12 protein-coding genes are annotated in these 24,435 nt (G+C 73.9%); 7 read left to right on the top strand and 5 right to left on the bottom strand.

Annotation, left to right across the window (positions count from 1 at the left end):
* Positions 1-453: 453 nt before the first annotated feature.
* Complete coding sequence (locus tag ACFYXM_RS26470) at positions 454-1,011, bottom strand: MarR family winged helix-turn-helix transcriptional regulator (protein WP_389292926.1); 558 nt, start codon at positions 1,009-1,011, stop codon at positions 454-456.
* Positions 1,012-1,174: 163 nt separating this feature from the next.
* Here ACFYXM_RS26470 and ACFYXM_RS26465 point away from each other — a divergent pair, with 163 nt between their 5' ends.
* On the top strand, positions 1,175-2,470 hold the full coding sequence (locus ACFYXM_RS26465) for an MFS transporter (protein ID WP_389292939.1): 1,296 nt from the start codon (positions 1,175-1,177) through the stop codon (positions 2,468-2,470).
* Positions 2,471-2,579: 109 nt separating this feature from the next.
* On the opposite strand, the gene ACFYXM_RS26460 is transcribed toward ACFYXM_RS26465, so the two are convergent.
* The gene (locus ACFYXM_RS26460) at positions 2,580-4,466 is read right to left on the bottom strand and encodes a SpoIIE family protein phosphatase (RefSeq protein WP_389292924.1); all 1,887 of its coding nucleotides are present in this window, start codon (positions 4,464-4,466) and stop codon (positions 2,580-2,582) included.
* A gap of 505 nt (positions 4,467-4,971) precedes the next feature.
* On the bottom strand, positions 4,972-6,468 hold the full coding sequence (locus ACFYXM_RS26455; RefSeq protein ID WP_389292922.1) for an NAD(P)/FAD-dependent oxidoreductase: 1,497 nt from the start codon (positions 6,466-6,468) through the stop codon (positions 4,972-4,974).
* A 337-nt stretch (positions 6,469-6,805) separates the two neighbouring features.
* Here ACFYXM_RS26455 and ACFYXM_RS26450 point away from each other — a divergent pair, with 337 nt between their 5' ends.
* Both ACFYXM_RS26450 and ACFYXM_RS26445 read left to right on the top strand, forming a co-directional pair.
* Positions 6,806-7,816, top strand: a complete 1,011-nt coding sequence (locus ACFYXM_RS26450; protein WP_389292920.1) for a TetR/AcrR family transcriptional regulator — start codon at positions 6,806-6,808, stop codon at positions 7,814-7,816.
* A 700-nt stretch (positions 7,817-8,516) separates the two neighbouring features.
* Positions 8,517-10,592: a sigma-70 family RNA polymerase sigma factor gene (locus tag ACFYXM_RS26445; RefSeq protein WP_389292919.1), complete on the top strand. Its 2,076-nt coding sequence runs from the start codon at positions 8,517-8,519 to the stop codon at positions 10,590-10,592.
* On the opposite strand, the gene ACFYXM_RS26440 is transcribed toward ACFYXM_RS26445, so the two are convergent.
* Together ACFYXM_RS26440 and ACFYXM_RS26435 are read right to left on the bottom strand one after the other, a co-directional pair.
* A complete protein-coding gene (locus tag ACFYXM_RS26440; protein ID WP_389292917.1) occupies positions 10,579-14,226 on the bottom strand; it encodes a BTAD domain-containing putative transcriptional regulator in 3,648 nt (1,215 codons plus the stop codon). The genes ACFYXM_RS26445 and ACFYXM_RS26440 overlap by 14 nt on opposite strands.
* Positions 14,227-14,405: 179 nt before the next feature.
* The gene (locus ACFYXM_RS26435; protein ID WP_389292915.1) at positions 14,406-16,535 is read right to left on the bottom strand and encodes an asparagine synthase-related protein; all 2,130 of its coding nucleotides are present in this window, start codon (positions 16,533-16,535) and stop codon (positions 14,406-14,408) included.
* A gap of 1,522 nt (positions 16,536-18,057) precedes the next feature.
* Here ACFYXM_RS26435 and ACFYXM_RS26430 point away from each other — a divergent pair.
* The 4 genes from ACFYXM_RS26430 to ACFYXM_RS26415 all read left to right on the top strand — a co-directional run bounded on the left by ACFYXM_RS26430 (position 18,058) and on the right by ACFYXM_RS26415 (position 24,246).
* Complete coding sequence (locus tag ACFYXM_RS26430) at positions 18,058-19,992, top strand: sporulation protein (protein WP_389292914.1); 1,935 nt, start codon at positions 18,058-18,060, stop codon at positions 19,990-19,992.
* A 304-nt stretch (positions 19,993-20,296) separates the two neighbouring features.
* A complete protein-coding gene (gene lhgO / locus ACFYXM_RS26425) occupies positions 20,297-21,553 on the top strand; it encodes an L-2-hydroxyglutarate oxidase (protein ID WP_389292938.1) in 1,257 nt (418 codons plus the stop codon).
* A complete protein-coding gene (trmB, locus tag ACFYXM_RS26420) occupies positions 21,546-22,493 on the top strand; it encodes a tRNA (guanosine(46)-N7)-methyltransferase TrmB (protein ID WP_389292912.1) in 948 nt (315 codons plus the stop codon). The genes lhgO and trmB overlap by 8 nt, the downstream gene beginning before the upstream one ends.
* 190 nt (positions 22,494-22,683) lie before the next feature.
* The gene (locus tag ACFYXM_RS26415; RefSeq protein WP_389292936.1) at positions 22,684-24,246 is read left to right on the top strand and encodes a PrsW family glutamic-type intramembrane protease; all 1,563 of its coding nucleotides are present in this window, start codon (positions 22,684-22,686) and stop codon (positions 24,244-24,246) included.
* Positions 24,247-24,435: the final 189 nt, after the last annotated feature.

Here is a 24,435-nt window from a genome sequence, read left to right as displayed (position 1 = left end):
CCGACTCTATCAGACTCTTTGGTGTCCGATTCCCGGTCGAAGCGGGTTCGCCTTCCAGGTCCCACGCTTTCGCGCTTTTCCCTTTCGGCGGTTCCGACTCTATCAGATCCTTTCGGGCCTGATTCCCAGTCAGCGGGATTCGTCTTCCCGGCCGTTGGGCCGTTCCGACACCGAAACTCTAGCGGACCTTCCCGGCGACTCATAATCGAGTCCTCGAAATTAATTTCGGCATGCCGAAATTTCCCCGAGTGGGAGATCGTGCTGAGTTTTGGTTGCCGCGTCCGCGGCGGGATCGGTTGTCACAGAACTGTTCTGGCCCCGTGACAACTCGAAGAACCTTACGGATCGGGGTGGGGCATGTCAACCCCACCAGGTCAAGCGGTTTCCGGGCGGGCGACCGCCCCGACGGCCGTCGGGGCGGTCAACATGTCGGCCGTCGGGCCGGCCGCCGGGTCAGTCCAGGTCGGTGAGGCGACCGCCGGCGTCCGGCTGGGTGTGCTCCACCCGGCGCAGGACGCGAATCAGCATGTCTCCGAGGGCCCCCCGCTCCTCCCCCGTGAAGTCCTGGAGCAGGTCCTCCTCGAAGGCGGTGGCCATGCGCATCGCCTCCAGCCATTTCGTACGGCCCTCGTCGGTCACCTCGACGATCACGCGCACCCGGTTGTTCTCGTCCCGGTCGCGGGTGACCAGGCCCTCGGCCGCCATGCGGTCGATCCGGTGGGTCATCGCGGCCGGGGTGAGGCCGAGGCGCTTCGCGAGCTCGCCCGGACCCAGACGGTAGGGGGAGCCGGCCAGCACCAGGGTCTTGAGGACCTCCCACTCGGCGTTGCTGATGCCGAGGGTGGCCAGCTGGCGTCCGTACGCCACGTTCATCCGGCGGTTCAGTCGGCCGAGGGCCGAGACGACCTGTTCGACCTGCGGGTCGAGGTCGCGAAACTCCCGCTGATACGCGGCGATCTGCTCGTCGAGGCTCGGCTCCTGCGGGCCGGGCTGCTCGGTGGTGTCAGACATGGCGGGCAGTATGGCACGCCCGCCAAGGCCATCGAAGTCCTTCGGCCTGAATTGTTGACCTTCTAACTTTAGTGCTAAAGTCTTCGGGTTCGAGTCGTTGATATGGCCCGGCATGTCGGCATGCCGGTTCGGGAGCTTGAGGCAGGTGAGTGTGACCAGGGAGATGGGGGCAGCGCTGCGGCGGGTCCAGCTGGGAAGCGCGTTGAGCGCGTTCGGGCTGGGGTTCACCGTTCCGTACCTGTACGTCTATGTGGCACAGGTGCGGGATCTGGGTGCGGGTACGGCGGGAGTCGTGCTGGCGGTCTTCGCCATGGCGGCGCTGGCCGTTCTGCCGTTCACAGGCCGTGCCATCGACCGGCGCGGGCCGTTGCCGGTACTGGTCGTCGCCTCGGCCGTCGCCTCCCTGGGCGCGGTGGCGCTCGGTCTGTCGTCCGGTGTGACCGCGTCCGTGCTGTCGGCCGCGGTCCTGGGCGCGGGTACGGCGGTCACACAGCCGGCGCTCGCCACGATGCTCGTGTGGTGCTCCAGCACCGCCTCCCGCACGCGTGCCTTCGCCATGCAGTTCTTCCTGCAAAACCTCGGGCTCGGCATCGGCGGGCTCGTCGGCGGGCAGATCGTGGACACGTCCCGGCCGGGCACCTTCACCCTGCTGTTCCTCATCGAGGCCGCGATGTTCGTGGTGCTGGGTGTCATGACCTCCACCATGCGGCTGTCCGGTACGCCGTCCTCCTCCGACGCCCGGCCCACCGACGGGTCCGGGGCGACGGGCGGGCTGCGGGCGCTGCTGTCGCACCGGGCCATGGTGCAGCTGTGCGTGCTGGGCTTCGTGCTGTTCTTCGCCTGCTACGGGCAGTTCGAGTCGGGTCTCGCGGCGTACGGCACCGAGGCCGCCGGGATCCAGCCCTCGACCCTCGGCATCGCACTGGCCGCCAACACCGCCGTCATCGTCGTGGCGCAGTTCGTCGTACTGCGGATGGTGGAACGTCACCGCCGCAGCCGGGTCATCGCGCTGGTCGGCCTGATCTGGGCGTTCGCCTGGGTCGTGGCGGGCTTCGCGGGCCTCGGGCACGGCAGCCAGACCATGGCGACGGCCGCGATGATCTCCACGTACGCCCTCTTCGGGCTCGGTGAGTCGATGCTGTCGCCGACTGTCGCGCCGCTGGTCGCCGACCTCGCGCCGGAGTCGATGGTCGGGCAGTACAACTCCGCGTTCGCCCTGTGCAAGCAGCTCGCGCTGGCGGTCGGTCCGGCCGTGGGCGGGCCGATGGGGGCCACGCTGCACGGTCCGTACATCGTGACGTTCGTACTGTTCTCACTGGGCATCACGGTGCTGGCACTGCGGCTGGGCCGACGGCTCACCCCGGCGCAGGACCAGCCGTCGGCCGAGGTCACGCCGTCCCGGGTGGTGGCCGTCTCGCGGCCGGAGGCCGAGCCCGCACCCGCGCCCAGCTGCCACTGATTCACCGGCCCGGCCCGAGCGGTAGCGGACCGGACGCGCCGGAACAAGGGGGCCCTGTGCACAACGGGGCCCCCTTGTCCGTGCTCACCGCTGCTGCACAGGTCTGTGCTCACCGCTCCTGCGGCAGGGCGAATTCGCACCAGACCGCCTTGCCTCCGCCCGGCCTGCGACGGCAACCCCAGGACGTGGCGATCGTCGCGACGATGGAGATGCCGCGCCCCGATTCGTCCGCCGGATCGGCGCGACGGCGGCGGGGCAGGTGGTCGTCGCCGTCGGTCACCTCGATGATCAGGCGACGGTCGGTGCGGCGCAGTCCCAGGCGCATCGGCGGCGTGCCGTGCTTGAGGGAGTTCGCGACGAGTTCGCCCGCGGCCAGGACGCCCAGGTCGCGGAGTTCGACCGGGAACCGCCACGACGTCAGGACGCCGGTCGCGAAGGCGCGGGCGCGCGGGGCGGCCTCGATGCCGCCGAGGAGATCGAGCGAGGCGTTGTGGAACAGCTCCGCGTCGGCCCCGGTCCGGGCGGGGTGCTGGACCACCAGCACCGCCACGTCGTCGTCGTGTTCCGCGGTGACGCCGAGGGAACGGATCAGCCGGTCGCAGACGACCTGGGGCGAGCCCTTGGCGCCCGAGAGGGCGCGCTCCAGCGCGGCGACACCCTCGTCGATGTCCTCGCTGCGGCGCTCGACCAGGCCGTCCGTGTAGAAGACCGCGGTGGAACCGGGCGGCAGCTCGATCGTGCCCGACGTGTGGATCCAGCCACCGGTGCCGAGTGGCGGTCCGGTCGGGTCCTCGGCGCGGTGGACCGTGCCGTCCTCGTGGCACACCAGGACCGGCAGGTGCCCGGCGGAGGCGTAGACGAGCCGGCCCTCGTTCGGATCGTGGACCGCGTAGGCGCAGGTGGCGATCTGGGTGGCGTCGATCTCGGCGGCGAGACCGTCGAGGAGCTGGAGCACCTCGTGCGGCGGGAGGTCGAGCCGGGCGTAGGCGCGTACGGCCGTTCGGAGCTGCCCCATGACGGCGGCGGCCCGCACCCCGCGGCCCATCACGTCGCCGATGACCAGGGCGGTGCGGCCGGCGCCGAGCGTGATGACGTCGTACCAGTCGCCGCCGACCGCCGCGTCCGTGCCGCCGGGCTGGTAGGTGGCGGCGATCCGCAGGTCGTCGGGCTGTTCCAGTTCCTGCGGGAGCAGCGAGCGCTGGAGGGTGACGGCCGTTTCGCGGTGGCGGCGCTCGCTGGCGCGGAGCCGTTCGGCCGCTTCGGCGTGGTCGGTGACGTCGGCGGCGTACACGAGCACTCCGCGCCCGGCATCGTCGCCCGCGCTCCCGTTCCCGTTCCTGCTTCCGGCCCTGCCGCGGTTCGTGCCCCTGTCCTTGTCCTTCCTCCGGTTCCTGCCCGGGGTCCTGCTCGCGTCGTCGGCCGTTCCGGCGTCGCCGTCCCGGTGCACGGGGGTGCAGGTCACGGTGTACGAATTGCCGTTGCGGACCTTGCGGGACTTGACCGTGCGGGGCGTGCCGCTGCGCAGGACCTGGTCCATGAGGGGCAGCAGGCTGAGTTCGGCGAGTTCGGGCATGGCCTCGGCGGCGGTGGCGCCGATCGGGCGCGGGCCGAAGGCGGCGACGTAGGCGTCGTTGACGTACTCGATCCGGTGGTCGGGGCCGTGCACCAGGGCCACGAGAGCGGGCAGCCTGCCCAGCAGGTCCCGCGCGGAGAGGTCCTCCAGGGCGGGGCCGCCGGTCCCGGCGGGACGGCCGTCGTGCGCGTCGTCCCGCGTCTCGTCGCTCACGCCGTCGCACGTCCCGTCCTGTCCGTCGTGGGGCAGGACGCCGGACAGGCCGTCGGGCGTGACCGTGCCCGGGTCGTCGTCCGGTGGGCGGGGTCCGGACTCGGGGCGCCCGTGCTCGGCGCGCGCCGGGGGTACGGAGCTGCGGTCGTCCCGAGCGGCGGCGCGGCGCTGCGTTCCGGGTAGGCGGGCGCTCCAACGCGTGAAGTTCACGGAATTTCTGGCCTCGTGTGTCGGTGTGGTCCGCTCGGGCGGGCTGATTCCTCTGCCGGTCCCGGTTCTCCCTGCCGGATCCGGCCGTCCCGGCCGGATCCGTCGGTTACGTGGGATCCGGTGGTTCTGGCGGATCCGGTGGTTCCGGCGGTTCTGTCGGGGGCCGGACCCGGGAGAGCGCAGCCGGGCCTCGTCGCGCTGATCGTGCCTTCGAGTCGTCAGAGGTGCCGGAGGCGTCAGAGGTGTCCGGTGCCCGTGACGCGCCCGGTTCCCCCGGCGCGTCACACGCGTGCGGTGCCTCTGGTGCTTCTGATACCTCTGACGTCTCTGATGCGTCTCGGACATCGGGGATGTCGCTGCTGTTCACTGTCTCGTCGCTGCCGGCCGGGGTCACTCTGCGCAGGTGTGGGCCCACCTATGGTCACACGTCCAGTGTGGCGGACCGTACTGACAGTTGTCGGTACGGCGATGCCGCGGTCGGGTGAGGCTGCGGGCCGAGGGCCGGTCAGCTTCCGTGCCCCGGTGGGCCGTCGGGTCCGGCGGGGCGGCGGGGGCCCGGTGGACCGCCCGGCCCCATGGGCCGACCGGGGCCCGGCGGGCCTCCGGTGGTCGGCCGGCCGCCCGGTCCGGGCCGTCCGCCTCCCGCGGCACGTTCGAATTCGGCCCGCGGATGTTCCAGTGAGCCGAGGGAGACGACCTCGCGCCTGAAGAGACCGGCGAGCGTCCACTCCGCCAGGACCCTGGCCTTCCGGTTGAGCGTCGGGACGCGGCTGAGGTGGTATGTGCGGTGCAGCAGCCAGGCCGGACACCCCTTGAGCGCGCGACCGCGGACCTGGGCCACGCCCTTGTGGAGGCCCAGCGAGGCGACGGAGCCCATGGAGGCGTGGCGGTACTCCTCGAGGGGGCCGCCGTCGAGCGACGCGAGGACGTTCCCGGCGAGGACCTTGGCCTGGCGCACGGCATGCTGGGCGTTGGGTGCGGTGCTGACGCCCTTCTCGGAGGCCGTCAGGTCGGGTACGGCCGCGGCGTCCCCGGCCGCCCAGGCGTGCTCGACGCCCTCGACGGCGAGTTCCGCCGTGCATCTGAGCCGGCCGCGCTCGTCGAGCGGCAGATCGGTGGCGGCGAGGACCGGTGCCGGTTTGACACCCGCGGTCCACACGAGGGTGCGGGTCGGGATGCGGGAACCGTCGCTCAGGACGGCGACGCGGTGCTCGCAGGACTCCAGCCGGGTGTCGAGGCGCACGTCGATGTTGCGGCCGCGCAGCTCGCGGATCACGTACAGCCCCAGCACCTCGCCGACCTCGGGAAGGATGCGGCCGGACGCCTCGACGAGGATCCACTTCATGTCCTCCGCCTTGATGTTGCGGTAGTACCGCGAGGCGTGGCGGGCCATGTCCTCCAGCTCGGCCAGCGCCTCGACGCCCGCGTAGCCGCCGCCGACGAAGACGAAGGTGAGGGCGGCGGCGCGAAGGGCCGGGTCGCGGGTCGTGGAGGCGATGTCCATCTGCTCGATGACGTGGTTGCGCAGCCCGATGGCCTCTTCGACGGTCCTGAAGCCGATGCCGTGGTCGGCGAGGCCGGGAACCGGGAGGGTGCGCGAGACGGAACCGGGCGCGAGGACGAGTTCGTCGTACGGGATCTCGACGGCGCCCGTGCCGTCCTCCGTGGTGGCGAGCGTAGCCACGGTGGCCGTGCGCCTGGAGTGGTCGATGTGCCGCGCCTCGCCGATCACGATCCGGCAGTGCGCCAGGGCCCGGCGCAGCGGCACGACGACATGGCGCGGCGAGACCGAGCCTGCGGCCGCCTCGGGCAGAAACGGCTGGTACGTCATATAGGGCTCGGGGGTGACGACGACGATCTCGGCCCGGCCTGCCCTGAGCCGCTGCTTCAGCTTCCGCTGGAGACGCAGCGACGTGTACATCCCGACGTAGCCGCCGCCGACGACGAGAATGCGTACGCACGCCGGGGGGCCGGGGGGTGTTCCCCCGGAATCTGAAGCCATCACCACCCCATGACGCAACGGGCTCAAGGGTTTGTCCACAGCCCCGGCAAATTGTGTGACCGGAGATCCCGGACGGGGCGGCGCCGTCGGCGGCCGCGGTGTCGCGTGAGCCGCGCAGGTCAGGGGCCGGGGTGGGGCGGCGGGCCGGGGTCGCCCGGCCGGCCGGCCGGTCCTCGCACCGATCGGAGACGCTCCGTGCGGAACTACCCTCTTCTGAATTGACGCAGGCTCAACTATGTTCGTATGTCGTCGGAGTGCCGGGTCGGGACCAAGATCCAATCTCTGGCTCAGACGGCGGGAAGTCTCCGGGGGGAGACGTCATTACCGGGGGAACATCATGCATATTCAGGATCCTCATTGGCAGACCGCTGCGGCGGTTTCGTCCCATTCGTCCGATGGAAACGGCCGAGGCGGCGCCGTCGGAACCGTGGGGACGGTCGACGAGGTGATGCCGGTCGGTACGACGGGGACGACCATGACGGCGACGACCACGACGGGCGCGGCGAACGGGGGGATCGGGGCGAGCGGGGTGAGCGGAACGAACGGCCGGTCGACCCCGCTCCGTGTGGACGCCCAGCGCAATCTGGAACACGTGCTGCGCGCCGCGCGCGAGGTGTTCGGCGAGCTGGGGTACGGGGCCCCGATGGAGGACGTGGCGCGTCGCGCCAGGGTCGGCGTCGGCACGGTGTACCGGCGGTTCCCGAGCAAGGACGTGCTGGTCCGGCGGATAGCCGAGGAGGAGACCGCCCGGCTGACGGACCAGGCGCGGACCGCTCTGGGGCAGGAGGAGGAGCCGTGGTCGGCGCTGTCGCGCTTCCTGCGCACGTCCGTCGCCTCGGGCGCGGGCCGGCTGCTGCCGCCGCAGGTGCTCCGGGTCGGCGTCGACGCGGACGCGGTCGTCGGCTCCGACGCCGGTTCGGGGGCCGAGTCCGCAGCTGCCGGGGCGGAGGCCGGGGCCGGGAACGCGGGCGCGGACGGCTCGGCGCCGATCGGGGACGCGGGGGCCATCGCGGCGATCCTGCCGGGCTCGGGCACCACGCTGGTGCCCCAGCAGCGGCAGGGCACGGGGCCGGGCGACCTCCGGCCGGCCGAGGCGCGTGCCGTTCGGGAGGCCGGGCACGGCGGCACGGACGACGCCGGGGCCGGTGAGCTGCTGGAGGTCGTCGGCCGGCTCGTGGACCGGGCGCGTGCGGCCGGTGAGCTGCGCCGTGACGTGACGGTGGCGGATGTGCTGCTGGTCATCGCGACGGCGGCGCCTTCGCTGCCCGACGCGGCTCAGCAGGCGGCGGCTTCGAGCCGACTGCTGGACATCCTGCTGGAGGGGCTGCGCTCCCGGCCTGCCGCCTGAGCCGGGGCCGCCCCCGGTCCGTCGGAGGGCGGGGGCGGCCCCGGAGTTCCGGGCAGCCGTCCGAGGTCGGCTCGCGCTTCGCAGATCGGGAGCGATGAGGCGCCGCCCTGCCGTTTCCAGTCCTGACGCAGCGGATCCACCGTCGGTCCGTGGCCCAACCGCGGCCGATCCACTACCGGTCCACTACGGATGCGCCACCTGTCCGCGGCCGTTCCACCGCCGTTCCACAGTGCTTCCGCAGCCGATCTGCGGTCGTCGCACGGCCGTTCCCGGCTCGTCGCGCGGCTTTTCCGAGTTCGTCGCACGGTCGGTCCACGGATGATGGCGGCTCGTCCGTGGCCGAATTCCGTTTGGTCCGCGACCATTTCACGGCCGAATCCCGACCGAATCCCGACCGAATCCCGGCCAAAACTCGCTTGAATCCCGATCGAATCCCGATCGAATGCCTGGCGTTCCCCGGTGGCCCCGCATCACCGGACGGGCCTGAACAGCCCTCGTCGACGGGGCCTTCGCCCGATGCCCGCCCTGCCCGCGTGAAAAGGCGCTCGGATACTCTTCCCCGAATGAGCGGCGCTCAGAGCTCATATTCGAGAGAACACCCCGGATGAGTGGTTGCCGGGGCTGAGGGTCCGGCGTGATTGCGCCATGTGGCACGCTTGCCCGATGTTCGGGTCCGACAGCGCATACGGGGGCTATCGCGATGAGCGGTGACGGGCAGCAGGAAGAGTCGTTCGACGACGTCGCCGCCGCGGGCGGTGTGGCGGAGGCCGATGGTCCGTTCTCCCGCCAGGTGCCGTATCAGGGCGGCCCGGGACGATCGGGGGGCGGCGCCGATGCCGGCACCGTCCTGCCGGGCCCGTGGCCGGGGGCACGTGACACCGGCGTCGACGCGGCTGCCGAGGCCGCGGTGCCGATGCAGCGGGAGGGCGGCAGCACCACCGACGGCGCCGGTTCCGACGCCGATCTGATCAGGCAGATGCGGAACGGCGACGACCACGCGTACGAGGAGCTGTTCCGGCGGCACTCGGACGCGGTGCGCCGCTACGCGCGCAGTTGCTGCCGGGACGCGCACACCGCCGACGACCTGACGGCCGAGGTCTTCGCGCGCACGCTGCAGGCAGTACGGAGGGGCAAGGGCCCCGAGGAAGCGGTGCGGGCCTACCTCATGACGGCCGTCCGGCATGTCGCGGCCGCCTGGGCCAAGACCGCGAAGCGGGAGCAACTGGTCGAGGACTTCGCCGTGTTCGCCACGCAGGCCGCCGGGTCCTCGCAGGTGTCGGACGTGGAGACGCTCGACCTCGGCGCGGATGTGCGCGCGATGCACGAGGCCGAGCGTTCGATGGCGATGCGGGCCTTCCGCAGCCTGCCGGAGCGCTGGCAGGCGGTGCTGTGGCACACCACCGTCGAGGAGGAGTCGCCCAGCGAGATCGCCCCGTTGTTCGGGCTGACCGCCAACGCCACCGCGGTCCTGGCCAGTCGGGCCCGCGAAGGGCTCAAGCAGGCGTACCTCCAGGCCCATGTGAGCCAGGCGCTCACCTCCGGCGGCGACTGCGCACGCTACGCCGACCGGCTCGGTGCGTATGCCCGGGGCGGGCTCCGGATGCGGGCCGAGCGCGGGCTGCGCGGACATCTCGACGAGTGCGCGAAGTGCAGGCTCGCGGCGGGCGAACTGGCCCATGTCAATGCCGGGATTCCGGCGCTGCTGCCCGTCGCGGTCATCGGCTGGATCGCTGCCGGGTACTCGCTCAAGGCCGCCGGGATCGCCGCTGGTGGCGCTGCCGGTGCGGCCGGCGCGGGAGCCGCCGCGGCGGCGACCGGCGGGGGCTCCTCCGGGGGCGCGGGCGGCGGTGGCGCGTTCTCGGAAGGGCTCGGCACGCCGGTGAAGGCCGGCATCGTGACGGCGGTCGTCGTGGCCGCGGCGGCCGGGCTGGCCTGGGCCGTGGTCGGCAGCGGCCAGCCGGGGCCCGACAGCGGGCACGCCACCCAGCCCGCCGCCGCGGCACCCGCGGTGCCGCCGCCCGCCCCGCCGAATCCGACAGCGTCCTCACGTTCCCAGCCGCCGGCGCCCCCCGCACCGGTGCCGCCCGCCGCCGCGTCGCCCGCCTCGGCCCCGTCGGCGGCGGCACCCTCGGCCCCGGCGCCGAATCCCCCACCGAAGACCACGTCCAAGCCCACGTCCAAGCCGACGTCCGAGCCGACCACGACGACGGCTCCGGACCCCACGCGTCCGCCGACCGCGCCGCCTCCCACGCCCGGACCGACGGCGACGACGACCGGGAAGCCCGAGCCGACCGACCCCGGGTCGCCCCCCGACCCGACCCCCACCCCTGCCCCGCCGCCCACCGTCTACCGGCTCAGCGAGCTGCGCTACTCGACGACCGGCGACCACACCGAACCCGAAGTGGTGGTGAACGAGAGCAACTGGCTCTGGCAGCGCTCCGGTCTCTGGATCGGCGGCAGGCAGTACGCCCACGGCGTGACCGTTCACAGCAAGTCCTCGGTCACGATCCGGTTGAACCGGCAGTGCTCGCGGTACGAGGCCGTGGTCGGGCTCGACGACATGTCGCTGGGGCTGGGCGCGGTGCGCTTCTCCGTCCTCGGCGGTGACGGGTCACTGCTGTGGCGGTCCCCGGTGCTGCACGGCGGCGACCCGGCCGTACCCGTCGATGTCGGCATCACCGGTCAGACCAGGATCCGGCTCGTCGTCGATCGGATGCAGCACGGCAGCGGCGCGGCACTCGCCGACTGGGCGGATTCGGGCCTCAACTGCCGCTGAGACGGTCGCCCCGGAGCTTCGTCGAGGTGTCCGGGAGTTCCGCGCAGATACGGGTCAGCAGGTCGATGACGTCGTCGACCGTCAGCGTCCGGCCGACGGCGCGCTCCGACTCGTATGCCTGAACCCCCAGTTCCGCGCGGGCCGACCGCTCGGCCTCGTCCGCCTCGGCCCGCTGCGTACCGGTCCGGGTATCGGCGGGCCGCCAGCCGTCGGCCGCCGCCCGTATCCGTACGGCTTCGCCGTGGCGGCCCAGCTTCGGCAGCACGGCCGCCACGCCGTCCACCAGGTGTCCGGTGACGAGTTCGGCGCACTGGGCGTCCCGCGCCCCGCGCAGTGCCTGCGTCAGGCCGCGTACCCCGGCCTCCGGACCGCGCCCCGGCCCGTCCTCGTGCACCGAGATCCGCGCGTCCAGTCCCTTGATCACCGCCGTGAAGTGCGACGGCGGGCTGCCCCGCCCGGCCGCCGCCTCCACCTCCGTGATCAGCCGTCGCGCCTCCGCGATCTCACCGCGGTCCAGGGCCAGGGTGGCGCGCAGGAAGCGGGCGTAGGCGCGGGCGTCGTGCACCTGAAGACGCTCCGCCCCGGTCTCGGCCTCGGCAAGCAGCCGTTCGAACCCGGCCATGTCACCGGTCCGGTGGGCGAGTTCGGCGAGTCGGGCGAGCAGGAACGGCACCTCGGCGTGCGCCCCGACCTCGCGGGCGAGCGTCAGGGCCTCCTCGTACGCCGCGGCCGCCTCCTCGTACCGACCGCGCATGACGCCCACCTCGGCGGTGGCGCTCGCGACCTGGGCGCGCAGCCAGCGGTCGCCGATCCGATGGGCCAGTTCGCGCAGTTCGGCGAGATCGTCGTCGACCCCGGGCATGCCGCCCGGCATGTCCACGATCATGTGGGTGCGGAACATCAGCATGACGCCGTACTCCCAGGCACCCCCATGGACCCGGGCGTTGGCGACCGCGGCTTCGACCCTGGCACGCGTTTCGGCGGTGGTACGGGTCACGAACGCGGTCATCGGCCAGAGCAGCCCCGGGAAGCGGGCGCTCTGCGGGCCGGAGGACCTGAAGGCGTCGGCCGCCCGCTCCATCAGCTCCCACCACCCGTCGGCATGGTCGAAGTCATCGGCCGGACCGTTCTCCACCGTGAGGAAGAACCTCAGCATCTGCAGCCGCATGCGCGGCCAGAAGCGGGAATCGCCGTCGTGCGGCGGCTCCGGCCCGAGCGTCATGGCCCGCTCGCACCAGCTCAGGCCCTCGGTGCGGTGGTTGCGCAGCCACCAGAACCAGCCCATGCCGAGGACCAGTCGCACCGCGTCCGCCTCCGACGGCTCGGTGACGACGGTGCGGGTCAGGGCGGCCCGGATGTTGTCCAGGTCGGTCTCCAGGCGTGCGATCCAGTGCAGTTGCTCGCCGGAACGCAGGCGGGGATCGGCCTCCTCGACGAGCGCGGCGAAGTAGACGGTGTGCGCGTTCGCCGCGGCGGCCCGCAGAGCGGGGGTCTCGGCCGCACGCTCGCCGGCGTACTCGTGGATGGTCTCCAGGAGGCGGTAGCGCATCCCACCGGTGGCGGTCGGCGCGGCGACGACGAGGGACTTGTCGACGAGCGAGCCGATCAACGAGGCGGTCGAACCGACCGCCGAACCGGTCGAACCGATCGGTTCGGCGGCGTCCTCCGCCCCGGCCGGGCTCCCGACGCCGCCCTCCGCCACGTCCGGACGCTCGACGACGCCCTCCGCCACGTCCGGACGCTCGACGACGGCTGCCGTCACGGCCGGGCTCTCGGCGACGGCTTCCGCCGCGGCCAGGTCCCAGCCGCCCGCGAAGACCGAGAACTGCCGCAGCAGGGTGCGTTCGTCCTCGTCGAGCAGGTCCCAGGACCAGTCGACGACGGCACGCAGCGTCTGCTGACGCGGCAGGGCTGTCCTGGCTCCGCCGGTGAGCAGACGGAACCGGTCGTCGAGCCGGTCCGCGATCTGGCGCGGGCCGAGCATCCTCAGCCGGGCGGCGGCGAGTTCGATGGCGAGCGGCTGGCCGTCGAGCCGCCGGCAGATCTCCGCCACCGCGTCGGGGTCGCGCGCGGACTCCTGTGCGAGGTCGAAGTCGGGGCGTACGGCGTGGGCGCGTTCGGCGAACAGCCGGTGCGCGGGTTGGGCCGGGAGCGGCCCGACCGGGCGTATCGATTCTCCGGGGACGCCGAGGGGTTCGCGGCTGGTGGCGAGGACACGTAGCCGCGGACAGCGGGTGAGCAGCGTTTCGGCGAGCGTGGCGGCCGCGTCCACGACGTGCTCGCAGTTGTCCAGGATCAGCAGGACGGGACCGACGCGGGAGCGGTGCGCCAGGTGGTCGACGAGGATCTCGACCGGGTCCCTGCGCGGTGGCTGCCCGTCGCGGGTGTTGTCCAGCAGAAGTGTCGTGCCGCGCAGCCCGAGGGCGGAGAGCACGGCTCCGGGGACATCGGCCGGGTCGTCCACGGGGGCCAGCTCGGCAATCCATGCCTCCAGGGGCGGGGGGCCCGGGAGCGGGAGGCCGGGGAGCCGCTGATCGGGCCCCGGCAGGCTCGACCGGATCGCGGCCTCCTCGGCGAGACGGGTCTTCCCGGAGCCTCCGGGCCCGGTCAGGGTCACCAGCCGGGACCGGTTCCACTCCTCGCGTATGGATCGCAGTTCCGGCTCACGGCCGACGAACGAGGTGAGCCGTGGGCGGATGTTGCCCGGGACCGGCGCGGAACCGGAAGCGGCGGGGGTTCGTACCGGGTCCGGTGAGATGTCCGGAGGCCGGAGCAATTCCTGGTGCAGGGCGCGGAGTTCCGGGCCGGGTTCGGCACCGAGCCCCTCGGCGAGAGCGCGGCGGGTCTCCTCGTACGCGGCCAGCGCGTCGGCCCGGCGGCCCTCGGCACGCAGGGCACGGATCAGCTGGCCCCGGAAGCGCTCGTCGTACGGGTGGGCGACGATCAGCTCCCTCAACTCCGGTACGAGAGCGCCCGGCCCCTGCCCCTGCCCCTGCCCGGATCCGGGACCCGGGCCGGGGTCCTGGCCCGGAGCTGGAGCTGGACCTGGAGCGAGCCCCTCGCCGAAAGCCGCGCCACCGTCCCCGGCCACGCCAACTGCCCCGGCCCCGGCCGCGCCACCTTCCCCGGTGGCGCACCGCAGGTCGGCCTCGATACGGCGTTCCAGCGCGGTCAGGCGGTGGGCCTCCGGGCGCAGTCCGTGCCCGTGGCCCCCGTCCGGCAGGTCGGCCAGGGCGGGGCCGCGCCACAGCGCGAGCGCGGTGCGCAGCGTCCGGGCGGCCGCGACGGGGTCCCCCGCGTCGAGCTCCTCGGCTCCCCGGCGGGACAGCCGCTCGAACCTGTGCAGATCGACCTCGTCGGACGTCGCCTCCAGGCGGTAGCCGCCCCAGGTACGGGTGATCGTGTCCCTGCCCAGCGCCCGGCGCAGCCGGCCCACGAGCGCCTGGAGCGCGGCGGGGGCGTCGTACGGGAGCTCACCGCCCCAGACGTCGTCGACGAGGACGTCCACGGGCACGGGCCGCCCGGCGCGCAGGGCGAGGGCGGCGAGGAGCGCGCGCAGCCGCGTACCGCCCACGGGCAGCACGTCGCCGTTCGTGTCTCGCGCTTCGGTGACGCCCAGGATCGAGTACCGCACCGGGCCATTCTGACCCCGGGCCGGCCGAGGACCGGTACAGAATGAGGCACCGGACACGCCGGACGACAGAAACCCCACCGCGCCCCGAGGCGAACCGGAATCCCGCCACCCCGGTCTTCGGGGCGGACCGGCCCCGGTCGCCCCGGGCTTCCCGGCGGACCGGAGCTCCCGCCGCCCCGCTACGGCTGCAGGCTCCGCCGTGCCGGGACGACACCGTGCGCGACCGCGCGACGGCGAGGCGCCTCCGTGCCCGTCCAGCAGGTGCCGCGCCGCGACACGAGGCGGCGCAGCCAGAGTTCCATGGACGCCAGGTGGGCCAGGCCGTCGAGCGGGAGCGGTTCGCCGTCGGCGGCGGCGCGCAGGGCCTTGCGCACGACGCGGGCCTCGACCAGACCGGCGTCGGCGAGCAGCGGGGCGTCGAAGAGGGCCATCAGTTCGGGGAGCGCGGCGCGCAGACCGGTGCGGGCGGTCGCCTGGGAGGTGGCGTGCGAGGGGGCGCCCCAGCCGGGCGGCAGGTCGTGGATGCCCGCGCCCGCGAGCACCCGGCGCAGGATCGCGCCACGGGCGCCCGGCTGCACCCGGAGCGATTCGGGGAGCGCGCGGGCGGCGCGTACGACCTGGTTGTCGAGGAAGGGCGCGTGCAGGCGCTGGCTGCGGTTCTCGGCGGCCTGCTCCAGGATCCGGTGGTCGGCGGCGTACCGGGCGAGCGCCGCCCGTGCCCGGGCCTCGCCCGGCCGCTGGACGGAGACCGGCCGGACCGCCGCCTCCTGGAGACGAACCGATACTTCGGCGAGCGCCTCCCCCGTCAGCCAGTGCGCGGCGGGGCCGGGCCGTGACCAGGCGAGGGCGGCGAGCGAGGCGTCGGCGGGGGTGTCGAGGTCGGGGGCGTGGCGGTTCGCGCCCGGCAGCCGGCCGGCCGCCGCTTCCAGTCCCGTGCGGTACGAGGTACGGGACAGGCGCCGGGCCGCGCGGTACACGGTGAACGGGACGAAGAAGGAGTGCGCGCTGGGGCCCTCGGCCTTGGCGAGTGCCGCGACCGGGCGCAGCAGGTGGCGCCTGCGCCGATCCATCAGCAGGTCGGCGAGGCGCGCGGGGTGGGCGTCGAGGACCTGCCGGGCCCCGCCGCCGACGAAGTGGTCGGCGCTGCCCGAGGCGAGGCGGCGGCGGTGGCGCTCGGCGGCGACGAGACAGGGCGCGGGTTCGTCGGTGAGCGGGCCGCCGCCGAGGTCGGCGTAGGGCAGGGCCTCCTCCCCTCCGGCCACGACGACGTGGTGCAGGCGCGGGTTGGCGGCGATGACGCGGGCGCGTTCGAGTTCGTCCTCGTGCCCGTGCGCGGTGAGGTCGTTGAAGGTGACGGCGAGCAGCCGTTCCCCCGCGCCCGCGCCGTGGCCGAGGATGCCTCCGGGCAGACCGGGCAGCCCCGGCAGTCCGGCGGCGAGCAGGGCGAGCGTTGCGGAGGCGCTGCCTCCGGAGAGGTCGGCGCCGATGCCGGGAACGGGCGCGCCCCGCGCGGCGCGTCGGTCGGCGGGCCCCATTCCGGGGACCGGCCCCGGATCGGACGGCAGGGTTCCGGGGGCGTGACGCGGTGCGGCGAGTCTGGCCCGCACGGCGTCGACCAGCGCGTCCCGCACCCCGTCGACGGCGCTCACCGGGTCGAGTTCGGGCGCGGCGACGGCCAGCGAGGCCACCGCCTCGTAGCCGGTGATCTCGCGCGAACCCTCGCGGAGGATGAGCGCGTGACCCGGCGGGATGCGCTTCACCCCCTCGTACGGGGTGCCGTCGCGCAGCGTCTCCGGAGTTTCGGGGCAGGCGAGCAGCGCGGCCAGGTGGCCGATGTCCAGCTGGGCCTCGACGAGGTCGGCGAGCGGGAGCGCGGCGGTGGCGTACGCGGTGCCGCCCACCCAGGGGGTGTGGAAGACCGGGCGGGCTCCCGCCAGGTCTCCGATGACACCGATCCTGCGTCCGACCTGGACGACGACCGTGTAACTGCCGGGCCAGGAGGTGAGATGGCGCAGGGCCCCGCCGCGCGCGGCGAGGAGGCCGACCCGCAGTTGTTCGTCCGTGGCGCCGCAGCAGCCTAGGACGGCGAGCCGCGCGGTGGGCGCGCCCTCGGCCGTCTCGGCCCTGCTGACGCGGATCTCGTCCGGGCGCCAGTCGCCGACGGCCCACAGAGGATCCGGGTCGCCCCACAGGAGTTGGGAGCCGACCGGCTGTACGGTGCGCCCCGCGTCGATGCCACCGACCGCACCGGCGGTACCGGCGGCACCGGAGCGCGCGGCGACACTGCTCCATCCCACCAACCAACGCATCGCCGCCTCCACGGACTGTGGACGAAACGGCGCAGCGGAAACACATCGGGAGAACTCCGCTGGTGCGCGCCGTCGTTGCGGACATGCTGCCACGGCGGACACGTGCCGGAGGGGCTGCGGAGGGCGCACGTCGTACGGGCATGCGCCCCGGCCGGGGGCCGGACCGGGGCGGGCGACGACCGGGTCCGGGTGGACATCCAGCGGCCGACGGCCCCGGACAGGGGGCTCGGCGGTACGGGCGACGCGCGGTCCGCGCGCGGCGTGCAGGGCGTCAACAGCCTTACGTGCCGGGCGTGTTGCCTACCACGTGCGAGCCGGGTCACGCGGCCGGTATCCGGCCACTTTCCGTGGCGTTCGCGGATCCGCGACGGGCGCTCACGGACGTGTCGGCGGGGATGTCCGCGAATCGATCGGGCCAACCTCGGCTGATCGATGATTTTCGGCCATTCTCAGGGCATGACGGAGCCTGGCAGCGGGGTACCCGCCGCCCTGGACGCCCTGTTTCACCCCGGTTCGCTCCCGGGCCCGCCCCGGGCTTCTCTCCCCGGCCTCTCTCCCGAAACACTCCTCCCGGCTTCTCCCGAAATCTCCCTTCGCGGCGGCATGCCGTCGGCACATGCCTCCGGAGAGGCCGCCGACGGCCCGACACCTGCTGGGGGCCCGTTTCCGGACCCGGCTCCACGCCCGTCGCCGGGCCCGTACCCACGCCCCGCGCCGCACGCGGCCGGCACCGGGCACGCACCGCCCCGGACCGCCGCCGCACCGCTCCCCGCACCGCTCCCGGCCGACGGCCGCGGACCGGCTTCCACGCACGGTCCGGGAGGCGTTTCCGACGCCTCCCGGACCGGTCCACCGCCTGCGGGGAATGAGGCGGCAGTGTCCCCCAGCCCACTGGTTCCACCGCAGCGGGCCGACCCACGCAGCACCCATGGAAGCCCGTCCGAAACAGCCGGACGAGAGCGCACGGCCGGGCGCACGGCCACACACCAGGAGCACGCGTGAAACCCGTCGGACACCGCCTCCACGCTGTGCGAACACCACGCCCACGCTGCGCGGACGCCGCTCGCGGGAGCGCACGGACGGGGCGTCGGCGGACACCGAACCGGCCTTCGCGCGGCGCCGCGCGAGCCCGGGAGCGCACATCCTCCACAGCCCACGTGCCCGCGTCGCGCGACGCTCTCGCACCGTCGCGCACGACGGCCCGGCATCCGTTCCGCGCGCCCCGGCCCGCCCTCCGCACCGGCTCCCGGGGCGCCCCCCGCGGGCACCCGCCGGGGCGGTCGGCGGCGCCTCCGTCCGCACGGACAACAATCCCGCCATACGGATGTCTGCCCCTTAACGGTAGGGATGCGGCGAACTACGCTGGGTTCACTGAGGTTCTCGGCAGGAGGCATATTCCTCGGGGCTCCGCCACATGCGTGTGCGGCCGGAGTGCCGGGGGTCGTCCCTGGGGAGGACACGGTACGAATGCCGCGCGCCGCAACGGTGACGCGGCGGCCGTCTGTGTGTCGAGGGGTGACGCATGTCCAGGGAGCAACGAGGACCGAACGAGAAGCTCGGAACCGTTCTCGCCCTCGCGGGAATCAGCAACGCCGGACTCGCCCGGCGGGTCAACGACCTGGGGGCGCAGCGCGGTCTGACACTCCGGTACGACAAGACCTCGGTGGCCCGGTGGGTCTCCAAGGGCATGGTGCCGCAGGGGGCCGCGCCCCATCTCATCGCGGCGGCGATCGGCGCCAAGCTCGGTCGTCCGGTCCCGCTGCACGAGATCGGACTCGCGGACGCCGATCCGGCGCCGGAGGTCGGGCTGGCCTTCCCTCGCGATGTGGCCGAAGCGGTCCGTTCCGCGACCGAGCTGTACCGGCTGGATCTGGCCGGGCGCCGGGCGGGCAGTGGCGGGATCTGGCAGTCGCTCGCCGGTTCGTTCTCGGTGAGCGCGTACGCGACCCCCGCGTCCCGCTGGCTGATATCCCCCGCCGACCCGTCGGTGGAGCGTGATGCGAACGCCGCCCGGGCAGCCGTTCTCGGCCCCCAGGGCGCAGAGGGCGCACACACCGGTGCGGGGGCGCACGGCGCTGCGGGCGCGGCGGCCGGGGGCACCGACGCGGAAGCGACCGCCGAGTCCGCCACCACGTCCGCCACCGGACCGGCCACCGACGCGGCTGGTCCGACCGATTCGGCGGGTTCGGCGGGTTCGGCAGGTTCGGCGGGGGCTTCCGGGGCGCGGGGGCGGCCGGGTGCACCGGCCGCGACCGGTACGCGTCCGGCAGCCGGGGCGCGGGCGGCGGGCCGCCCGGGTCTGGGAACCCTGGCTCCCGGAACCCCGCGCGCGACGTCCATCCCCGCCCAGCCCGGCCCGCAGAACGCGTCCGCGTCCAGGACCGCGCCCCCTGCCGCCTCCGCCAGGGCCGTCAGGAGCGACCGAGCGGCGAAGGGCGCTCCGGCGCCGTCGGCCGGGCCCCGGCACAACGGCGTCGGCACGAGCTCGACCACGGGCGCGACCCCGGTCGCGCCCCCCGTCACAGGTGACATATCCCCCCTGCGGGTCGGCCACAGCGATGTCGCCAAGCTGCGCGAGGCGGCCCAGGACGCCCGCCGGTGGGACTCCAAGTACGGGGGCGGGGACTGGCGTTCCTCCATGGTTCCCGAGTGCTTGCGGGTCGACGCGGCCCCCCTGCTCCTCGGTTCGTACAGCGACGAGGTGGGCCGGGCCCTCTTCGGCGCGGCGGCCGAGCTGACCCGGCTCGCCGGCTGGATGGCCTTCGACACCGGCCAGCAGGAGGCCGCGCAGCGGTACTACATCCAGGCGCTCAGACTCGCGCGGGCCGCGGCCGACGTCCCCCTCGGGGGATACGTCCTCGCGTCGATGTCGTTGCAGGCGACCTACCGTGGGTTCGCCGACGAGGGGGTCGATCTGGCCCAGGCGGCCGTCGAGCGCAACCGGGGGCTCGCCACGGCCCGCACCATGAGCTTCTTCCGCCTGGTGGAGGCCCGCGCCCACGCGAAGGCGAACGACGCGTCGGCCGCGGGGGCCGCGCTGAAGGCCGCCGAGGGCTGGCTGGAGCGCTCCCGGGACGGCGACGCGGACCCGTCGTGGCTGGGCTTCTACTCGTACGACAGGTTCGCGGCCGACGCCGCGGAGTGCCACCTCGACCTGAAGGCGCCCCGGCAGGTGCGGCGCTTCACCGAGCAGGCGCTGTCCCGGCCCACCGAGGAGTTCGTCCGCTCGCACGGGCTGCGGCTCGTGGTCTCGGCGGTGGCCGAGCTGGAGTCGGGGAACCTCGACGCGGCCTGCGCGGCCGGGACCCGCGCGGTGGAGGTGGCGGGCCGCATCTCCTCCGCCAGGACCACGGAGTACGTACGGGACCTGCTGCACCGGCTCGAACCGTACGGACACGAGCCACGCGTCGCCGAGCTGCGCGAACGGGCCCGGCCGCTGCTGGTGGCACCCGCCTGACCGGCCCGCCGTCCCGGCCGCCGCTCCGCCCGGCCCTCGCCCCGCGTGCTCCGCACGTTCCGCATGGCCGGGGCGGCGGCCGGACGCGCGTGAACGTCCGCGTATCGCGCCCCCGCGCCGATCTCCCGTATCCGGCGTTCCCGGCCGACGCTCCTGGTCGGCGTTGCCGGTCGGCACTGCCGGTCGGCTGCCCGAGCAGGTGCTCTACGAAAGAATGAGCGACGAAAGTACGCGCCACGCTGGTCCCACTGGTTTGAGTGCGGTGTCAGTGGGTCAGTGCACTATCGGGGTGGGAGGTGGCGTGGTGATGACGCACGCGGCGTACGACTGCGACGTGCTGGTGATCGGCGGCGGGATCGTCGGCCTGTCGACGGCGTACGCCCTCACGCGCACCGCTCCCGGCACCCGGGTGACGGTGCTGGAGAAGGAGTCCGGCCCCGCCCGTCACCAGACCGGGCGCAACAGCGGCGTGATCCACAGCGGCATCTACTACCCTCCCGGCTCGCTCAAGGCCCGCTACGCGGTGCGCGGTGCCGCCGAGATGGTCGAGTTCTGCGCCGAGCACGGCATCGCGCACGCGGTAACCGGCAAGCTGATCGTCGCGACCGAGCGGTCCGAGCTGCCCCGGCTGCACGCGCTGGTCCAGCGCGGACGGCAGCACGGGCTCCCGGTGCGCGAGCTGGGGCCGGCCCAGATCGCCGCGTACGAACCCGATGTGCGCGGGCTCGCCGCGATCCGCGTCGGGACGACCGGGGTGTGCGACTTCCCGGCGGTGGCGGCACGGTTCGCCACCGAGGTGGTCGCCGCGGGCGGCGTGATCCGTCACGGCTCGGAGGTCGTCTCGGTCGACCGGCGCTCCTGGGGCGTGGCGGCGCGCACGGCGGACGGCGCGGTGGTGCGGGCCCGGGTGCTGGTCAACTGCGCCGGGCTGCACTGCGACCGGGTGGCGCGGCTCGCGGGCGACGACCCGGGGATGCGGATCGTGCCGTTCCGGGGGGAGTACTACGAGCTGGCGCGGCCGGAGCTGGTGCGCGGTCTGGTCTACCCGGTGCCCGACCCGGCGTTCCCGTTCCTCGGCGTGCATCTGACCCGCGGCCACGACGGCGGTGTGCACGTCGGTCCGAACGCGGTGCCGGCGCTGGCCCGCGAGGGATACGCGTGGCCCGTCGTGCGCCCCCGCGAGCTGGCGGACACCCTGACCTGGCCGGGCACCTGGCGGATCGCGCGAGGACACTGGCGCTACGGGGCGGGCGAGGTGCGCCGCTCGTTGTCGAAGCGCGCGTTCACGGCGGCGGTGCGACGGCTGCTGCCCGATGTCACGGAGGCCGATCTGCGGCCCGCCCCGGCCGGGGTCAGGGCCCAGGCGGTGCTGCGCGACGGCACCCTGGTGGACGACTTCCTGATCCGCGAGGCCCCGCACACCGTCCACGTGCTGAACGCCCCGTCCCCCGCCGCGACGGCCTCCCTGCCCATCGGGCGGGAGGTGGCACGCAGGGCACTGCTCCGGGCACGGGAGACGGGGTGGAAGCCGCCCGCCGTAGAATCGGGTCATTGTGTCTGAGCCCTTGAACCCCTCCGCGAACCCTCCCGCAGACCTCACCGCGGGCCCCTCGGGGGCGCCCTCGTCCCCCGCAGCCGGGACCTCCGCGACCCGTGTTTCCAGGACGTCCGCCGGAACCTCCGCGGGGACCGTCCCGTCCGGGACCTCCTCCGGGACCGGCTCCGGGATTCCGGACGACCTGCGCGCCGCGTCCTTCGAGCGGCAGCGCAGGCTGCGCCAGGAGCCGCGCTTCCCCGGCGGGCCCGCCGTCGATCCGGCCGGATCGCACCACGAGCGCCGCATCCGCAGCTTCCAGCCGCGCCGGAGCCGGGTCACGCCCGGCCAGGAGGACGCCCTGATGCGGCTCTGGCCCACATGGGGCCTGGACATCGACGGGCAGCGGGTCCTCGATCTGCCCGAGCTGTTCGACGGGCTCCCGGTCGTGCTGGAGATCGGGTTCGGCATGGGCGAGGCCACCGCGCAGATGGCCGCGGACGACCCGGGGACGGGCATCCTCGCCGTCGACGTCCACACCCCCGGCCAGGGCAATCTGCTCGGCCTCGCGGAGCGGAACGGTCTGTCCAACATCCGTGTCGCCAACGGCGACGCGATCATCCTGCTGCGCGAGATGCTGAAACCGGACTCGCTGGACGGGCTGCGGGTGTACTTCCCCGACCCGTGGCCCAAGAAGCGTCATCACAAGCGTCGGCTGATCCAGCCGGAATTCCTCGACCTGGTGGCCCAGCGGCTGAAGCCGGGCGCCCTGGTCCACTGCGCGACCGACTGGGAGCCGTACGCGGAGCAGATGCTGGAGGTGCTGACCGCCCACCCCCTCTTCGAGAACACTCTGCCGGAGGGCGGCTACGCGCCACGGCCCGCGTTCCGGCCGCTGACCCGGTTCGAGGGCCAGGGAATCGACAAGGGCCACGTCGTGCACGACCTGCTCTTCACCCGCCGCTGATCCGTCGCCGGCCTCGCCCGGAGCCCGTCGCCGAGCCCGCCGCAGATGATGCCTCCCCGGCCACCGCCGACGTCCGGCGAAGGGCCACCACCGGCCATTCCCCGTGGCCGGTGTCGGTGCCGCTGGTTAGGGTCATGGGGTGGTATACGAAGGGTCTGTCCAGCAGCGGCAGCCGCATCCGGCCGTCCCGGTGCTCGAGGAGCAGCGGGTCGGCGAGATCCTGGCCGCCGTGCCGGAGCGACGGCACTGGAGGTACCGGCCGCGGCGCGTCGGCATGGTGTGGCGCAGCAGGACGTTCCGCGTCGCGGCCGTGTGCACGGTGCTCGCGGTGTGCGCTCTGGCGATCCTGGCCCTGGTCCGCGACCAGACGGGCACCGAGGGCTTCCTCGTAGGTCTCGGCCTCGCGGTGCTGCCCGTGCCGCTCCTGATGGCGGCGTTCCGCTGGCTGGACCGGGTCGACCCCGCGCCCTGGCGGAACCTGTTGTTCGCCCTGGCCTGGGGCGCTTTCGCGGCCGCCCTGATCGCGATCCTCGCGAACTCGTTCGCGACCCGTTGGATAGCCACGACCACCGCCGACCCGACGAACGCGGACAACCTCGGTGCGACGGTCATAGCACCGGTCGTCGAGGAGAGCGCCAAGGCCGCCGCGATCCTGCTGATCTTCCTGTTCCGAAGACGTGAGTTCAGCGGAATCGTCGACGGCGTCGTGATCGCCGGTTTCACCGCGAGCGGTTTCGCCTTCACCGAGAACATCCTCTATCTGGGCAACGCGTTCGGGGAGGACCAGCAGGCCGGGGCCTCGGGTGTCGCCTCGGTGACCGCCGCGACGTTCTTCGTGCGGGCGGTGATGTCCCCGTTCGCGCACCCGCTCTTCACGATCCTGACGGGAACGGGCTTCGGGCTCGCCGCCGCCAGTGCCCGCAACCGGCGGTTGCGCCGCGTCGCGCTGCCGCTGCTGGGGCTCGTCCTCGCCATGGGCATGCACGCGCTGTGGAACGGGTCGGCCTCCTTCTTCGGACCACTCGCCTTCTACGCCGTGTACGCGGTGTTCATGGTTCCGCTCTTCGGCGTGGTGACCTGGCTGGTGATCTGGGCACGCCGACGCGAGCTGCGCGCACTCGCCGCGGAGCTGCCCGGCTACGCGGCGGCCGGCTGGCTGACCCCCGTCGAACCGCTCGCCCTCGCCTCCATGCGGGCCCGCGGCCTGGCCCGCGACGCGGCCCGTCGGCACCACTCCTTCGACGCCGGGGCCGGCTGGGGCAACCCGTACGGTCCGGGCCACGCACCGGGCACCGGAGCGGTTCACGGTCCGGGCCACGGAGCGGTGGCCCCGGTCGGCGCGCCCGTCCAGGCGCCGGTCCAGGCCCCGCCCCCGGCGCAGGGCGGGGCGCCCCGCAAGGAGCGCCGCAAGGCGCAGGCGCAGGCCAAGGCCCGGGGCAAGGCCGCCGCCCGTACCGTCGCCGAGTACGAGTCGTTCGCGATGTCGCTGGCCTCGCTCCGCCGCCAGGCCCGCCTCGGGACGGTGGGCCCCGATTTCGCCGCACGTGAACTGGAGCTGTTGCACCACCTCTGGCAGCGCAGGGACGTGGCCGCTCCTGCCCTCGCCTACGCCGCGCAGGCGGCGGGCCTCCTGCGCCCCTACCCGTTCCCGCCCGCCCCGGCCGCGTACTGGCCGGCGCCGGCCCCGGCCGCGTTCCCGCCGCCGCACCAGGCGTACGGCGGCTACAACCCGTACCAGCTGCCGCCCCGGTAGCCCCGGGCGCGCGCCGCGGATGCGCGAACGCCCCGGGAGCGCGATGCTTCCGGGGCGTTCGTGGAGACGGGCAGTTCGGCGGAGCGACCGGAGCGCGGCCCCCCGAGCACGATCCGCCGCCGGAACCAGAACAGTGCGCCCTCGTTCCCTGGGCGGAGTAGGCGTCGAGCACGGTGAACGACTGCGCCC

It is taken from the genome of Streptomyces sp. NPDC002476, assembly GCF_042889785.1.
Taxonomy (GTDB): Bacteria; Actinomycetota; Actinomycetes; order Streptomycetales; family Streptomycetaceae; genus Streptomyces.
Note: the sequence above shows the minus strand (reverse complement) of the source record. Positions and strands in the feature narration are given on the sequence as shown.